This window comes from Novosphingobium sp. BL-S-33, assembly GCF_056857025.1.
This window is the reverse complement of record NZ_CM166474.1, coordinates 3,627,682-3,641,222: the sequence shown is the minus strand read 5'-3', so window position 1 is coordinate 3,641,222 and position 13,541 is coordinate 3,627,682. Positions and strand designations below refer to the sequence as shown.

At 62.5% G+C, this 13,541-nt stretch carries 17 protein-coding genes; 15 read left to right on the top strand and 2 right to left on the bottom strand.

Going from position 1 to position 13,541, the window contains the following annotated elements; translation table 11 throughout:
• Positions 1 to 73: 73 nt before the first annotated feature.
• Positions 74 to 535, top strand: coding sequence for a FimD/PapC C-terminal domain-containing protein (locus tag AC1VVM_RS16855; RefSeq protein ID WP_482955537.1), 462 nt, complete (start codon positions 74 to 76; stop codon positions 533 to 535).
• Positions 532 to 1,011 carry a Csu type fimbrial protein gene (locus tag AC1VVM_RS16850; RefSeq protein ID WP_482956367.1) on the top strand — a complete coding sequence of 160 codons (480 nt, stop codon included), beginning with the start codon at positions 532 to 534 and terminating at the stop codon, positions 1,009 to 1,011. Before AC1VVM_RS16855 ends, AC1VVM_RS16850 begins: the two co-directional genes overlap by 4 nt.
• A 138-nt stretch (positions 1,012 to 1,149) precedes the next feature.
• On the opposite strand, the gene AC1VVM_RS16845 is transcribed toward AC1VVM_RS16850, so the two are convergent.
• The gene (locus tag AC1VVM_RS16845; protein WP_482955536.1) at positions 1,150 to 2,652 is read right to left on the bottom strand and encodes an arylsulfatase; all 1,503 of its coding nucleotides are present in this window, start codon (positions 2,650 to 2,652) and stop codon (positions 1,150 to 1,152) included.
• A 616-nt stretch (positions 2,653 to 3,268) separates the two neighbouring features.
• Here AC1VVM_RS16845 and rpsL point away from each other — a divergent pair.
• The 4 genes from rpsL to tuf all read left to right on the top strand — a co-directional run bounded on the left by rpsL (position 3,269) and on the right by tuf (position 7,713).
• Positions 3,269 to 3,640 carry a 30S ribosomal protein S12 gene (gene rpsL / locus AC1VVM_RS16840; RefSeq protein WP_007011879.1) on the top strand — a complete coding sequence of 124 codons (372 nt, stop codon included), beginning with the start codon at positions 3,269 to 3,271 and terminating at the stop codon, positions 3,638 to 3,640.
• Between the two features lie 90 nt (positions 3,641 to 3,730).
• A complete protein-coding gene (gene rpsG, locus AC1VVM_RS16835) occupies positions 3,731 to 4,201 on the top strand; it encodes a 30S ribosomal protein S7 (RefSeq protein ID WP_132386867.1) in 471 nt (156 codons plus the stop codon).
• 147 nt (positions 4,202 to 4,348) lie between these two features.
• Positions 4,349 to 6,433 (top strand): elongation factor G, encoded by a 2,085-nt coding sequence (fusA, locus tag AC1VVM_RS16830; protein ID WP_132386865.1) that lies wholly within the window; start codon positions 4,349 to 4,351, stop codon positions 6,431 to 6,433.
• A gap of 89 nt (positions 6,434 to 6,522) precedes the next feature.
• A complete protein-coding gene (tuf, locus tag AC1VVM_RS16825) occupies positions 6,523 to 7,713 on the top strand; it encodes an elongation factor Tu (protein WP_132386863.1) in 1,191 nt (396 codons plus the stop codon).
• A gap of 100 nt (positions 7,714 to 7,813) precedes the next feature.
• On the opposite strand, the gene AC1VVM_RS16820 is transcribed toward tuf, so the two are convergent.
• Positions 7,814 to 8,314 (bottom strand): hypothetical protein, encoded by a 501-nt coding sequence (locus AC1VVM_RS16820; protein ID WP_482955535.1) that lies wholly within the window; start codon positions 8,312 to 8,314, stop codon positions 7,814 to 7,816.
• 214 nt (positions 8,315 to 8,528) lie between these two features.
• Here AC1VVM_RS16820 and rpsJ point away from each other — a divergent pair, with 214 nt between their 5' ends.
• From rpsJ to rplP, 9 genes are all read left to right on the top strand, one after another.
• On the top strand, positions 8,529 to 8,840 hold the full coding sequence (gene rpsJ / locus AC1VVM_RS16815) for a 30S ribosomal protein S10 (RefSeq protein ID WP_007011873.1): 312 nt from the start codon (positions 8,529 to 8,531) through the stop codon (positions 8,838 to 8,840).
• A gap of 348 nt (positions 8,841 to 9,188) precedes the next feature.
• Positions 9,189 to 9,944 carry a 50S ribosomal protein L3 gene (gene rplC, locus AC1VVM_RS16810; protein WP_482904714.1) on the top strand — a complete coding sequence of 252 codons (756 nt, stop codon included), beginning with the start codon at positions 9,189 to 9,191 and terminating at the stop codon, positions 9,942 to 9,944.
• A 2-nt stretch (positions 9,945 to 9,946) separates the two neighbouring features.
• Entirely contained in the window at positions 9,947 to 10,573 is a 627-nt protein-coding gene (rplD, locus tag AC1VVM_RS16805) for a 50S ribosomal protein L4 (RefSeq protein ID WP_132386858.1), read from the top strand.
• A complete protein-coding gene (locus tag AC1VVM_RS16800) occupies positions 10,566 to 10,877 on the top strand; it encodes a 50S ribosomal protein L23 (RefSeq protein WP_132386857.1) in 312 nt (103 codons plus the stop codon). The genes rplD and AC1VVM_RS16800 overlap by 8 nt, the downstream gene beginning before the upstream one ends.
• 4 nt (positions 10,878 to 10,881) lie before the next feature.
• On the top strand, positions 10,882 to 11,718 hold the full coding sequence (rplB, locus tag AC1VVM_RS16795; RefSeq protein ID WP_132386856.1) for a 50S ribosomal protein L2: 837 nt from the start codon (positions 10,882 to 10,884) through the stop codon (positions 11,716 to 11,718).
• A gap of 6 nt (positions 11,719 to 11,724) precedes the next feature.
• Positions 11,725 to 12,003, top strand: coding sequence for a 30S ribosomal protein S19 (gene rpsS, locus AC1VVM_RS16790; RefSeq protein ID WP_054440312.1), 279 nt, complete (start codon positions 11,725 to 11,727; stop codon positions 12,001 to 12,003).
• Positions 12,003 to 12,380: a 50S ribosomal protein L22 gene (gene rplV / locus AC1VVM_RS16785; protein WP_132386855.1), complete on the top strand. Its 378-nt coding sequence runs from the start codon at positions 12,003 to 12,005 to the stop codon at positions 12,378 to 12,380. Before rpsS ends, rplV begins: the two co-directional genes overlap by 1 nt.
• A gap of 3 nt (positions 12,381 to 12,383) precedes the next feature.
• Positions 12,384 to 13,079 (top strand): 30S ribosomal protein S3, encoded by a 696-nt coding sequence (gene rpsC / locus AC1VVM_RS16780; RefSeq protein ID WP_132386854.1) that lies wholly within the window; start codon positions 12,384 to 12,386, stop codon positions 13,077 to 13,079.
• A gap of 22 nt (positions 13,080 to 13,101) precedes the next feature.
• Entirely contained in the window at positions 13,102 to 13,536 is a 435-nt protein-coding gene (gene rplP, locus AC1VVM_RS16775; protein WP_021233439.1) for a 50S ribosomal protein L16, read from the top strand.
• The last annotated feature ends 5 nt before the right edge of the window (positions 13,537 to 13,541 follow it).

Genomic DNA, 13,541 nt, shown 5'->3' with positions numbered 1-13,541 from the left:
CTGCGGATCAGCGTTCCGGTGTTCCGCGCAGCGGCGGAAGCGCAGCCCGATCTCGTCTGGTCGCTGGGTTCCGATGCCGATGGCGTCGGCGGCGGGAAGGAGCGGCAACGTCCTCGTCACCGGGCTGGTTCCCTATGTGGCCAACCGCGTGGCCATCGATCCCGCGAACATCCCGATCGAGGTCTCTCTCGGCGATGTCGAACAGGCCGTGACGCCGGGCTGGGGCAAGGCCGTGCGCGTCACTTTCGGCCACCGCAACGCGCATCCCGCGCGGCTGCGTGTGACCAACGTTGCCGGAAATCCGCTCCCCGCCGGGCTCGACGTTACCGTGCAAGCCGCCACCGCCACGCATACCGTCATTGGCCACGACGGCGAACTGTACCTCGAAGACTTCATCCCCCACACGCGCCTGCGCATCGCGAAGGGGCAGGGCGGCACTTGCGTCGTGCATCTGGGAGAGGCGGTGCCCGCCGATGTCCTCGTCCACCCGATCGCCGCCGTCTGCCAGACCGAATCCGGGATCTTGGGCAAATGACGCTCCGTTACCTCCCCGTGGCCGTCGCGCTCTGCGCGCTGATCCTTCCGCCTGAGCCCGCGCAGGCGCTCTGCCTCTGCTCCTGCACCGTGAGCACGACGGCCATGGCTTTCGGAAACTACGACCAGACCGCCCCCGCGCCGCAGGACGTGAACGCCACTGTCACCATCAACTGCACCAGCGTCGCCAGCATCCTCAGCACCGCCGACATCGCGCTCAGTGCCGGTGCTTCCGGCAATGCCACCGCGCGACGCATGGCTGCGGGCACGAACCTGCTCTATTACAACATCTTCGCGAACTCGGCTCATACCACGGTGTGGGGAGACGGCACGGCGGGCACCTCGACCGTGCAAGTGCAGCTCAACGGACTGCTCGCCTCCAGTTCCAGCGCGACGGCCTACGGCCGCATTCCGGCGCTCCAGAACGTTTCGGTGGGCAGCTATGCCGATACGCTGACGATCACCGTCACGTATTGAGATCGCTCCGCTTCCATGCCTCCGCTTCCATGCCTTCACTTCCATCCCCATCCGTTCCAGCCTCGTGCGGACCAGATACAGGCTGGCCGGACCTCCACGCTGGCGGAGGCCCGGCCGGATTTCGGATGCTCTGGCGTGTCAGGCGCTGCCGGATGCCGCCTGGGTCATGGTATCGAGCACCTTGTCGAGATTGAAGGTTCCTGCCTTCTGGCTTGGCGGGAATTCCTTCAGCGTGCTCAGGAAGTCTGCGATGATCCCCTGCATCGGCACAAGGATGAACGCGCGGTCGAGATACCAGTCCCAATAGGTGTTCGACGTAATATCGGCGAATTCGTAAGGGTCGGTCCGCAGGTTGAAGAGCTTGGGAATGCGGCCCGTGACGAACGGTTCGCCCCAGATCTGCAGCGTGCCCTGGCAGCGCTGCTCCATGAACACCGCCTTCCAGTTGTCCACCCGGAGCGCTGCCACGCCGCCTTCGTCGGTCCAGTAGATGAAGCCCGGACGCGGGGACTTCTCGCCCTTGGTCAAATGCCCGCCAAGGTCGTAACCGTCGAGGTGGACCTTGAACTTGTGACCATCGAGTTCACAGCCCTTCTTGAGCTTCCCGGCGACGTCTTCGATACCGGCCATGGCCGCGAAAGTCGGCAGCCAGTCAAGGTGCGAGACGATGTCGTTCGAGATCGATCCTGCGGGAATCTTGCCCGGCCAGCGAACCATTGCGGGCACGCGGTAGGCACCTTCCCAACTGGTGTTCTTTTCCGAACGGAACGGCGTGGTGCCGGCATCCGGCCACGAATTGCAGTGTGGGCCGTTGTCGGTCGAGTACATGACAAAGGTATTGTCGGCGATGCCCAGTTCCTCGAGCAGGCCCAGCATCACGCCGATCGCCTTGTCATGGTCGATCATCACGTCGTGGTATTCGCTCTGCCAGCGACCGGCCTGACCGCGACTTTCCGGCTTCACGTGGGTGCGGAAGTGCATGTGGGTGGTGTTGAACCACACGAAGAACGGTTCACCCGATTCCACCGTCTTGCGGATGAAGGCGCTGGCCTTTTCAACCACTTCGTCGTCGATGGTCTGCATCCGCAGCTTGGTCAGTGGGCCGGTATCCTCGATCTTTTGCCCGCCCTTGCCGTCGGCATGGCAATGCAGCACGCCGCGCGGGCCGAATTTCTTGCGGAAATTCGGGAAATCCTCCGGCTTGGGATAGTCCGGGTTCTCGGGCTCTTCCTCCGCATTGAGGTGGTAGAGGTTACCGTAGAACTCGTCGAAACCATGCATGGTCGGCAGGTGTTCGTCGCGGTCGCCGAGGTGGTTCTTGCCGAATTGCCCGGTCGCGTAGCCTGCGGACTTGAGCACGCGCGCGATGGTCGGGTTTACGGCCTGCATGCCTTCCTTGGCACCGGGCATGCCGACCTTGGTCAGGCCGGTGCGAAGGCCGTTCTGGCCCATGATGAAGCTGGCGCGCCCTGCGGTGCAGCTCTGTTCGGCATAATAATCGGTGAACAGCATTCCCTGTTCGGCGATACTGTCGATGTTGGGCGTCTTGTAGCCCATCATGCCCTTGGTGAAGATGCTGAGGTTGGACTGACCGATGTCGTCCCCCCACAGGATGAGGATGTTCGGCTTTTTGTCGGCCATCTCTAGGCTCCACTTCCAGGTTACGAGGCCGGAGCATGCGCTCCCCTCTGACTGCACCGCGCGGAGGCTGCATGATCGCCCTTTGGCGGCCTATCGGGGAGATCCCTAGGGATGTACGGGGAAACCTCTGGGGGTGGCGGAGGCAAACCCCCGCGTCGCAGGACTTGATTGCGCCGCCCAAATCCCGTAAGGGCGCCCATCTTCTGCGGGTTCTCTCGCAGGAAACGACATAGAGCTGAACATTGCCATGTCAGCATTTCCGGGACTTTCGCGCGGCTTTGGCTGCGGATCGCTCCCATTCGGGATGACCTTGCGCCGAGTCGGGCAGGGCCTTTTTCCGGGAAGCTCATGGCAAAGTAATCCGGTGCATTCTGGCCGGGTGGAGTGTTTTTCGGCTCACGTGTGACGGTCCCCGCCGATGGGTGGGCCTGAACCGACAGCGACCCCGGTTTTTGCCGGGATGACGATGCGGTTTCCGGAAATACCGTTACGGCGTGACCCTTCCTGCACTCTCCTTTCAGATGCTCCGGGCCCTTGATCCGGGTGCGAAGGGTTCGTGCCGGTGCTTTTGCCCCGGCCCGGATCCATCGCACTCCCATTTGAAAGAAGAGTATAGATGCCCACTATCAACCAGCTGGTCCGCAAGGGCCGCGAACCGCAGAAGGCCAAGTCCAAGGTCCCTGCGATGGAGCAGAACCCCCAGAAGCGTGGCGTCTGCACCCGCGTTTACACCACGACCCCGAAGAAGCCGAACTCGGCTCTCCGCAAGGTCGCCAAGGTGCGCCTGACCAACAGCCGCGAAGTCATTTCGTACATCCCGGGTGAAGGCCACAACCTGCAGGAGCACTCGGTTGTGCTCATCCGCGGCGGCCGCGTCCGCGACCTTCCCGGCGTTCGCTACCACATCCTGCGCGGCGTGCTCGACACGCAGGGCGTCAAGGATCGCAAGCAGAGCCGCTCGAAGTACGGCGCCAAGCGTCCGAAGTAAGCTGGCCGCGGCGTAATTGCGCCGCACGGTACTGGATTTACCGGCCGGTGATGCTCACGCTCCCGCCCGAAAGAACAAGGAATACCAACGATGTCACGTCGTCGTCGTCCCGAGAAGCGGGAAATCCTGCCTGATCCGAAGTTCGGTGATCAGGTCCTGTCGAAGTTCATGAACAACCTCATGCTCGACGGTAAGAAGTCGGTCGCCGAATCGATCGTCTATGGCGCCATGGAAACCATGGAAACCCGTGCCAAGACCGACCCGATCCAGCTGTTCCACGATGCCCTGAACAACGTGAAGCCGCAGATCGAAGTTCGCAGCCGCCGCGTTGGCGGTGCGACCTACCAGGTCCCCGTCGAAGTGCGCCCCGAGCGCGCCCAGGCTCTGGCCATCCGCTGGCTGATCACGGCGGCTCGCAACCGTCCGGAAACCACCATGGCGGCCCGTCTGTCGGGTGAGCTGCTCGACGCTGCCAACAACCGCGGCAACGCCGTGAAGAAGCGCGAAGACACGCACCGCATGGCGGACGCGAACCGCGCCTTCTCGCACTACCGCTGGTAATGTGAGCGTGTGGCCCCGGATATCCGCTCCTCCTGAGCTTGTCGAAGGATCGGGCGGTCATCCGGGCGTCACACTTTTATTTCAGGGGCTGGGGACCTATCTGACGGTCGGTCCCAGTCTCCAAAACTCCTTCTAAGGATTTTCACCATGGCACGCAGCCATCCGCTCAATATGTACCGTAACATCGGTATTATGGCGCACATCGACGCCGGTAAGACCACCACTACCGAGCGAATCCTCTACTACACCGGCAAGTCCTACAAGATCGGCGAAGTCCACGACGGCGCTGCGACCATGGACTGGATGGAGCAGGAGCAGGAACGCGGCATCACCATCACCTCGGCTGCGACCACCTGCTTCTGGACGTCCGAGAGCAAAGAATACCGCATCAACATCATCGACACCCCCGGGCACGTCGACTTCACCATCGAAGTCGAACGCTCGCTGCGCGTGCTCGACGGTGCGGTCGCGTGCTTCGACGGCGTTGCCGGCGTTGAGCCGCAGTCGGAAACCGTGTGGCGCCAGGCTGACAAGTACGGCGTTCCGCGCATGTGCTTCATCAACAAGCTCGACCGTACCGGTGCGAACTTCAAGTACTGCGTGCAGTCGATCATCGACCGCCTCGGTGCGACGCCTGCCGTGCTCTACATTCCGATCGGCCTCGAAGCCGACCTGAAGGGCCTGGTCGACCTGGTTCATAACCGTGCGATCATCTGGAAGGACGAATCGCTCGGCGCCGAATTCTTCTACGAAGAGATCCCGGCTGAGCTGGCTGACGAAGCCGCCGAATACCGCGAAAAGCTGCTCGAACTTGCTGTCGAGCAGGACGATGCGGTCATGGAAGCGTACCTCGAAGGCACCGAGCCCGACGTCGCGACCCTCAAGGCGCTGATCCGCAAGGGCACGCTGAACCACTCGTTCGTTCCGGTCGTTTGCGGCTCGGCGTTCAAGAACAAGGGCGTTCAGCCCCTGCTCGACGCCGTCGTCGACTACCTGCCTTCGCCGCTCGACATCGAAGACGTCCAGGGCGTCAAGGTCGACAGCGACGAGCCCGATAGCCGTCCGCCTTCGGACGAAGCTCCGTTCTCGGCGCTCGCCTTCAAGGTCATGAACGATCCCTTCGTGGGCTCGCTCACCTTCATCCGCATCTACTCGGGCACGCTGTCGAAGGGCACGTACCTGAACTCGGTGAAGGGCAAGAAGGAAAAGGTCGGCCGCATTCTCGAAATGCACGCCAACGACCGTAAGGACATCGACGAATCCTTCGCGGGTGACATCGTTGCCCTTGCCGGTATGAAGGAAACCACCACGGGCGACACGCTCTGCGCGGAAAAGGCGCCGATCGTTCTCGAACGCATGGAATTCCCCGAGCCGGTCATCGAGCTGTCGGTGGAACCGAAGACCAAGGCCGACCAGGAGAAGATGGGCGTCGCGCTCAACCGTCTCTCGGCTGAAGATCCCTCGTTCCGCGTCACCACCGACCACGAGTCGGGCCAGACGATCATCAAGGGCATGGGCGAACTTCACCTGGACATCATCGTCGACCGTATGCGTCGCGAGTTCAAGGTCGAAGCCAACGTCGGCGCTCCGCAGGTTGCCTATCGCGAATACCTCGCGAAGCCGGTGGACATCGACTACACCCACAAGAAGCAGTCGGGCGGTACCGGTCAGTTCGGCCGCGTGAAGGTGAAGGTCACGCCGGGCGAGCGCGGTGCGGGCATCAACTTCAAGGACGAGATCAAGGGCGGTAATATTCCGAAGGAATATATCCCCGCGATCGAAAAGGGCATGCGCGAAACCGCTGCCTCGGGCTCGCTGGTCGGCTTCCCGATCATCGACTTCGACATCGTCCTTTACGACGGTGCGTACCACGACGTCGACTCGTCGGCTCTGGCCTTCGAAATCGCCGGTCGCGGTGCTATGCGTGAAGTCGCCCAGAAGGCCGGCATCAAGCTGCTTGAGCCGATCATGAAGGTTGAAGTCGTCACCCCCGAGGAATACCTCGGCGACGTCATCGGCGACATGAACAGCCGTCGCGGCCAGATCCAGGGTACCGACAGCCGGGGCAACGCCCAGGTCGTCGAAGCCATGGTTCCTCTGGCAAACATGTTCGGCTATGTGAACCAGCTCCGCTCGTTCACCCAGGGCCGTGCAAACTACTCGATGTTCTTCTCCCACTACGACGAAGTCCCGGCCAACGTCGCGGCAGAAGTCAAGGAGAAGCTTGCCTAAGAGGCAAGATCATTCTAGGGGCGGCGCCTGTTTCAGCGGGCGCCGTCCTTCCCGCAGATTCTATTTCAAGCGAAAAGAAGGTTTGAACAATGGCGAAGGCAAAATTCGAGCGGAACAAGCCGCACTGCAACATCGGCACCATCGGTCACGTCGACCACGGCAAGACCACCCTGACTGCCGCCATCACCAAGGTGATGGCTGAAGCATTCGGTGGTACCGCGGTTGACTTCGCAAACATCGACAAGGCTCCCGAAGAGCGCGAGCGCGGCATCACCATCTCGACCGCACACGTCGAGTACGAGACCGACGCTCGTCACTACGCGCACGTCGACTGCCCGGGTCACGCCGACTACGTGAAGAACATGATCACCGGTGCTGCCCAGATGGACGGCGCGATCCTGGTTGTGAACGCTGCTGACGGCCCGATGCCGCAGACCCGCGAGCACATCCTGCTCGCCCGCCAGGTCGGCGTGCCGCAGCTGGTCGTGTACATGAACAAGGTCGACCAGGTCGATGACGAAGAACTCCTCGAGCTCGTCGAACTCGAAGTGCGCGAACTGCTCTCGTCGTATGACTTCGACGGCGACAACATCCCCGTCGTCAAGGGTTCGGCTCTGGCCGCTCTTGAAGGCCGTGACGACAACATCGGCAAGGAATCGATCCTCGCGCTGATGAAGGCCGTTGACGAGTTCATCCCGCAGCCCCCGCGTCCCACCGACAAGGCGTTCCTGATGCCCGTCGAAGACGTGTTCTCGATCTCGGGTCGTGGTACGGTTGTGACCGGCCGCGTCGAAACCGGCATCGTCAAGGTTGGTGAAGAAGTCGAAGTCGTCGGCATCCGCGACACGCAGAAGACCGTCGTCACCGGCGTCGAAATGTTCCGCAAGCTGCTCGACCAGGGTGAAGCCGGCGACAACATCGGCGCGCTGGTTCGTGGTCTGAAGCGCGACGACGTTGAGCGTGGTCAGGTTCTCGCCAAGCCGGGCACCGTTACCCCGCACACCGAGTTCGACGCAGAAGTCTACGTTCTGTCGAAGGACGAAGGCGGCCGTCACACGCCGTTCTTCGCCAACTACCGTCCGCAGTTCTACTTCCGCACCACCGACGTGACCGGCGAAGTGATCCTTCCCGAGGGCACCGAGATGGTCATGCCGGGCGACAACATTGCCCTGTCGATCAAGCTCATCGCGCCGATCGCCATGGACGAAGGTCTCCGCTTCGCAATTCGCGAAGGCGGCCGTACCGTCGGTTCGGGCGTTGTTGCCAAGATCACGAAGTAATTCGCTGATCTTCAGCTTCGGCTAGAGTGATTGGCCCGGCCTTCCGCAAGGAAGGCCGGGCTTTTCGCGTTGAGAGGGCTCGAAGTCCTGACGGGCGTCTTTACCGCGCTCGCAACTCACCCTGTCCGATCTTCCATGCATCCGAGCCCTTGGGGGCTTCGGGAATGGACTTGAGGTCGATGTAGTAGACCGGTTCCGGCACGCGGCCGAACGGTATGGTGATGCAAGGACCAAGGCAGCCGGGCAGATGTCCGACGTCCGGCGGGTAGGCTGCGCCCGTGCGCGTGCTTTCGTCTACCGACTTCGATGCCGGGACGCGCTGGTCCGTGCCGTCGGCGCCGTGGGAGCAGACGACGATCGTGCCTTCATTGCCGCCATTGCTGGCGCGGGCGGCTTCACGGCAGGCGTCGTCCACCGGGCTGCCCGAGGTATCGGGCATGCCAACGTGGGCGGTTAGTACGTCGGTGTCGTCGAGGTCGATGGGAGTGCCGCTTCCGCTGTGGGCATAGGCGGGGGCGCCGGCTGCAAGGGCACCCGGTGCCAGGCATGCAAGAGTCAACGCGGTAAACGCGCTCGAAATTGTCGTGGTGATGGAGGGCATTGAGAGCGGCTTCTGTTAGGCGTCGCCTTCTCAACGTAGGAAGCCGATAGGGGGCAGGGAAGGGCGGATGCGACGAACGGCGCCGGCAACCTTCGAAAAAACCTGCCGGGCCACGTGAAATCAGGGCTTGCCCGACTCGCCTTCGCCGTGTAGGGGCGCGGTTCGAATTTGACTGGGCGCAAGCCCTTTGGCTCTTTCTCATCGGTAGTAGGTAATGGAAGCTCAGAACATCCGTATCCGCCTCAAGGCGTTTGACCATCGCGTGCTCGACCAGGCTACTGGCGAAATCGCTGACACGGCCCGCCGTACCGGCGCTCTGATTCGTGGGCCCATTCCTCTTCCGACCAAGATCGAGAAGTTCACGGTCAACCGTGGTCCGCACATCGACAAGAAGTCGCGTGAGCAGTTCGAAGTTCGCACCTACAAGCGTCTGCTTGATATCGTGCAGCCGAACGCAGCTACCGTCGACGCGCTGATGAAGCTCGACCTGGCTGCCGGCGTGAACGTCGAGATCAAGCTGGCCTAAGCCGGTTTACGGGGCAACCGCCAAGGTTGCCCCGATAGTCTTTTTGATCGGACTTAAAACGATCAGGTGAAATTCGGATCTTCGGATCCAAATTACCTTGTCGGCCTTCGCGGCCGGCTTTGCGAACGGAAGTTTGCAGAGACAGCGCCCCTAAGGGAAACCGAGGGGACACAAGGGATACCTCCGCCGTCTCCTTCGGGAAGCGTCGGGAATGCGTCCCCCGTCTCGTTTCCGCGGCCCATAACGGGTTTGCAGGGAACACCTGACCCGGACGGGGTTCGTATCATAACAGGGTTGGACACGCGTACGGGGGATGGTCCTGCGTACGCCTCTGTAAGGAGAAAGGTCATGCGTACAGGCGTGATCGCCAAGAAAGTCGGGATGACCCGCCTGTTCCAGGAGGACGGTCGCCACGTGCCCGTCACTGTCCTGGCACTTGAAGACTGTCAGGTGGTTTCGGTCCGTACTGCTGATCGTGACGGCTACGTCGCGGTTCAGCTCGGTGCGGGCGAAGCAAAGCAGAAGAACGTTGCCAAGCCGCAGCGCGAACACTTCGCCAAGGCTCAGGTTCCCCTGAAGATGCGCGTCGCGGAATTCCGCGTCGCCGACGACGCCCTCCTCGAAGTTGGCGCCACGATCGCAGCCTCGCACTTCGTGCCCGGCCAGCTGGTCGACGTAGGCGGCCACACCCAGGGTAAGGGCTTCCAGGGCGCCATGAAGCGCTGGGGCTTCGGCGGTATGCGCGCCACCCACGGTGTTTCAATCTCGCACCGTGCGCACGGTTCGACGGGTAACCGTCAGGATCCGGGCAAGGTGTTCAAGAACAAGAAGATGGCCGGCCACATGGGCGACCGTCAGCGCACCCAGCAGAACCTCGAAGTCGTCCGCGTGGACGACGAGCGTGGCCTGATCTTCGTGAAGGGTTCGGTCCCGGGTTCGAAGAACGCCTGGCTCACCGTTTCGGACGCCGTCAAGGTTGCCCGTCACGCCGAGGCTCCGTACCCCGCCGGCATCAAGTCGGCCGCCAACACCAATGATACGGTCGCTGCCGTGACCCCGGCCGAAGCCGTGGCTCCCGAAGCGACCGAAGGCCAGGAGGGCTAATCATGAAGGTTCAGGTCCTCAATATCGACGGTTCGGCCGCTAACGCCGACATCGAGCTTTCGGACGACGTGTTCGGCCTTGAGCCGCGCGCTGACATCCTGCACCGCGTCGTCACCTGGCAGCTCGAAAACCGTCGCGGCATCGCCCGTGCGACCCGCGAGCGCTCGGAAGTCGCGCGCACCGGCAAGAAGTTCGGTCGCCAGAAGGGCGGCGGTACCGCTCGTCACGGCGATCGCGCAGCACCGGTGTTCATCGGCGGTGGTAAGGCTCACGGTGCCCGTCGCCGCGAGTTCAACGTCTCGCTGAACAAGAAGATCCGCGCTCTCGGTCTGAAGATGGCCCTTTCGGCCAAGGCTCAGAACGGTCTCGTGATCGTCGACTCGCTCGACGTTTCCGATGCCAAGACCAAGGCGCTCGCCGGTCAGCTCGCCAAGGCGAACTTCGGCAAGAAGGTTCTCGTCATGGACGGTGAGCAGGTCAACGAGGGCTTCGCCCTGGCTGCCCGCAACATCATCGGCGTCAACGTGCTCCCGGCTGTCGGCGCCAATGTCTACGACATCCTGAAGCATGATACGCTGGTGCTGACGCGCGCCGCTGTCGAGAAGCTGGAGGCGCGTTTCAATGGCTAAGAGCAACGTGGACATCCGTCACTACGACGTGATCCTCTCGCCGCACATCACTGAGAAGTCGACCCTGCTTTCGGAGCAGAACGCGGTCGTGTTCAAGGTGGCTGACAAGGCGACCAAGCCCGAGATCAAGGCTGCCGTCGAGGCGCTGTTCGACGTCAAGGTTACTGGCGTGAACACCCTGGTCCAGAAGGGCAAGACCAAGCGCTGGCGCGGTAAGCCTTACCGTCGCAGCGACGTGAAGAAGGCGATCGTCACGCTGGCCGAAGGCCAGTCGATTGACATCACCGAAGGCGTACGGGGCTGATCCGATGGCACTGAAGCATTATAACCCGACCAGCCCCGCACGCCGCGGCCTGGTCCTCGTCGACAAGTCGTCGCTGTGGAAGGGCAAGCCTGTCAAGGCTCTGACCGAAGGCAAGTCGAAGACTGGTGGTCGTAACAACAAGGGTCATGTCACCTCGCGTGGCATCGCCGGTGGTCACAAGCAGAAGTACCGCTTCATCGACTTCAAGCGTCGTAAGTGGGACATGGAAGCGACCGTGGAGCGGATCGAATACGATCCCAACCGCACCGCCTTCATCGCGCTGGTGAAGTACACCGACGGCGAGCTGACCTACATCCTGGCGCCGCAGCGTCTGGCCGTTGGTGACGTTGTCGTCGCCGGCGAAAAGACCGACGTGAAGCCCGGCAACGCGATGCTCCTGTCGCAGATGCCGGTCGGCACGATCTGCCACAACGTCGAGATGAAGCCCGGCAAGGGCGGCCAGATCGCCCGTTCGGCAGGCACCTATGTGCAGGTCGTCGGTCGTGACCGCGGCATGGTCATCGTTCGTCTGAACTCGGGCGAGCAGCGCTACCTGCGTGGCGATTGCATGGGCACCGTTGGCGCCGTGTCGAACCCCGATAACGCCAACCAGACCCTTGCCAAGGCCGGTCGCGGCCGTTGGCTGGGCCGTCGCCCGCTGACGCGCGGCGTTGCCAAGAACCCGGTTGACCACCCGCACGGTGGTGGTGAAGGCCGCACCTCGGGCGGCCGTCACCCGGTCACTCCGTGGGGCAAGCCGACCAAGGGCGCTCGCACTCGCAACAACAAGCAGACGGACAAGATGATCATCCGTTCGCGCCACGCCAAGAAGAAGAGGTAAGACACGATGGCACGTTCCGTCTGGAAAGGCCCCTTCGTCGACCTGTACCTTCTCAAGAAGGCCGAGGTCGCGCAGGATGCCGGCAACCGCGCTGGTCCGATCAAGACCTGGTCGCGTCGCTCCACCATCCTTCCGCAGTTCGTTGGTCTGACCTTCTCGGTCTACAACGGGCACAAGTTCATCCCTGTCTCGGTCAACGAGGACATGGTCGGCCACAAGCTCGGTGAATTCGCGCCCACGCGCACGTTCCCCGGCCACGCTGCCGACAAGAAGGGCAAGCGCTAATGAGCAAGCAGGCAGCACCCCGCCGCGTTGGCGAGAAGGAAGCTCTTGCGGTCGGCACCACCATTCGTGGTTCCGCCCAGAAGCTCAACCTCGTCGCCGCCCTCATCCGTGGCCGCAAGGTCGAGGACGCGATGAACATCCTGGCCTTCTCCAAGAAGGCCATGGCCCAGGACGCCCGCAAGATCCTCGCTTCGGCGATCGCGAATGCGGAAAACAACCACAACCTCGACGTCGACGCTCTCGTCGTCGCCGAGGCGTCGGTCGGCAAGTCGATCACCATGAAGCGTTTCCACGCTCGTGGTCGCGGCAAGTCCACCCGGATCCTCAAGCCGTTCTCGCGCCTGCGGATCGTCGTTCGCGAAGTCGAGGAGGCCTGAGCCATGGGTCACAAGAGCAATCCGATCGGTCTGCGTCTGCAGATCAACCGTACCTGGGACAGCCGCTGGTTCGCGGAAGGCCGGGACTACGGCAAGCTTCTTGAGGAAGACCTCAAGATCCGCAAGTTCATCATTTCGGCGCTGCCCCAGGCTGCGATCTCGAAGGTGGTGATCGAGCGTCCGGCCAAGCTGTGCCGCATTTCGATCTACGCAGCCCGTCCCGGTGTTATCATCGGCAAGAAGGGTGCGGACATCGAAAAGCTGCGCAAGCAGCTTGCGACGATGACCGGCAGCGAAGTGAAGCTGAACATTGTTGAAATCCGCAAGCCGGAAATCGACTCGAAGCTCGTCGCTCAGGGCATCGCCGACCAGCTGGTCCGCCGCGTTGCTTTCCGCCGTGCCATGAAGCGCGCCGTTCAGTCGGCTCTTCGTCTCGGCGCCGAAGGCATCAAGATCACCTGCGGTGGTCGCCTGGGCGGCGCGGAAATCGCGCGTACCGAATGGTACCGTGAAGGCCGCGTGCCGCTGCACACTCTGCGTGCCAACATCGACTATGCCGAAGCCGAGGCGCTCACCGCCTATGGCATCATCGGCATCAAGGTCTGGATCTTCAAGGGCGAAATCCTTGGTCACGACCCGATGGCGCAGGACCGTCTTATGATGGAGGCCCAGACCTCCGGCGTGCGACCCGCGCGCTGAGGCTTGAGGTAGAGTAAGCACCATGCTGCAACCGAAAAAGACCAAGTTCCGCAAGGCCTTCAAGGGCCGCATCAAGGGCGATGCCAAGGGTGGCACCGACCTGAACTTCGGCTCGTACGGCCTCAAGGCCCTCGAGCCGGAGCGGATCACCGCCCGCCAGATCGAAGCGGCTCGCCGCGCGATCACGCGTCACATCAAGCGCCAGGGTCGTCTCTGGATCCGCGTCTTCCCCGACGTGCCGGTTTCGAAGAAGCCTGCTGAAGTCCGTCAGGGTAAGGGCAAGGGTTCGGTCGAATACTGGGCGGCCCGCGTCAAGCCCGGCCGCATCCTGTTCGAACTGGACGGCGTCGCTGGCCCCCTCGCAGCAGAGGCTTTCAGCCGCGCTGCGATGAAGCTGCCGATCAAGACCAAGGTCGTGGCTCGCCTCGGCGACACCTCGCACCTTGGCGGCGAGTAAGGAAG

Excerpts from the sequence above, each read along its gene's own strand:
- rpsL (WP_007011879.1), top strand. The coding sequence starts at position 3,269 with ATGCCCACTATCAACCAGCTGGTCCGCAAGGGCCGCGAACCGCAGAAG.
- tuf (WP_132386863.1), top strand. The coding sequence starts at position 6,523 with ATGGCGAAGGCAAAATTCGAGCGGAACAAGCCGCACTGCAACATCGGC.
- AC1VVM_RS16850 (WP_482956367.1), top strand. The coding sequence starts at position 532 with ATGACGCTCCGTTACCTCCCCGTGGCCGTCGCGCTCTGCGCGCTGATC.
- rpsG (WP_132386867.1), top strand. The coding sequence starts at position 3,731 with ATGTCACGTCGTCGTCGTCCCGAGAAGCGGGAAATCCTGCCTGATCCG.
- rplP (WP_021233439.1), top strand. The coding sequence starts at position 13,102 with ATGCTGCAACCGAAAAAGACCAAGTTCCGCAAGGCCTTCAAGGGCCGC.
- rpsC (WP_132386854.1), top strand. The coding sequence starts at position 12,384 with ATGGGTCACAAGAGCAATCCGATCGGTCTGCGTCTGCAGATCAACCGT.
- AC1VVM_RS16855 (WP_482955537.1), top strand. The coding sequence starts at position 74 with ATGCCGATGGCGTCGGCGGCGGGAAGGAGCGGCAACGTCCTCGTCACC.
- rplD (WP_132386858.1), top strand. The coding sequence starts at position 9,947 with ATGAAGGTTCAGGTCCTCAATATCGACGGTTCGGCCGCTAACGCCGAC.
- rplB (WP_132386856.1), top strand. The coding sequence starts at position 10,882 with ATGGCACTGAAGCATTATAACCCGACCAGCCCCGCACGCCGCGGCCTG.
- AC1VVM_RS16845 (WP_482955536.1), bottom strand. The coding sequence starts at position 2,652 with ATGGCCGACAAAAAGCCGAACATCCTCATCCTGTGGGGGGACGACATC.
- rplC (WP_482904714.1), top strand. The coding sequence starts at position 9,189 with ATGCGTACAGGCGTGATCGCCAAGAAAGTCGGGATGACCCGCCTGTTC.
- rpsJ (WP_007011873.1), top strand. The coding sequence starts at position 8,529 with ATGGAAGCTCAGAACATCCGTATCCGCCTCAAGGCGTTTGACCATCGC.
- AC1VVM_RS16800 (WP_132386857.1), top strand. The coding sequence starts at position 10,566 with ATGGCTAAGAGCAACGTGGACATCCGTCACTACGACGTGATCCTCTCG.
- rplV (WP_132386855.1), top strand. The coding sequence starts at position 12,003 with ATGAGCAAGCAGGCAGCACCCCGCCGCGTTGGCGAGAAGGAAGCTCTT.
- rpsS (WP_054440312.1), top strand. The coding sequence starts at position 11,725 with ATGGCACGTTCCGTCTGGAAAGGCCCCTTCGTCGACCTGTACCTTCTC.
- fusA (WP_132386865.1), top strand. The coding sequence starts at position 4,349 with ATGGCACGCAGCCATCCGCTCAATATGTACCGTAACATCGGTATTATG.
- AC1VVM_RS16820 (WP_482955535.1), bottom strand. The coding sequence starts at position 8,314 with ATGCCCTCCATCACCACGACAATTTCGAGCGCGTTTACCGCGTTGACT.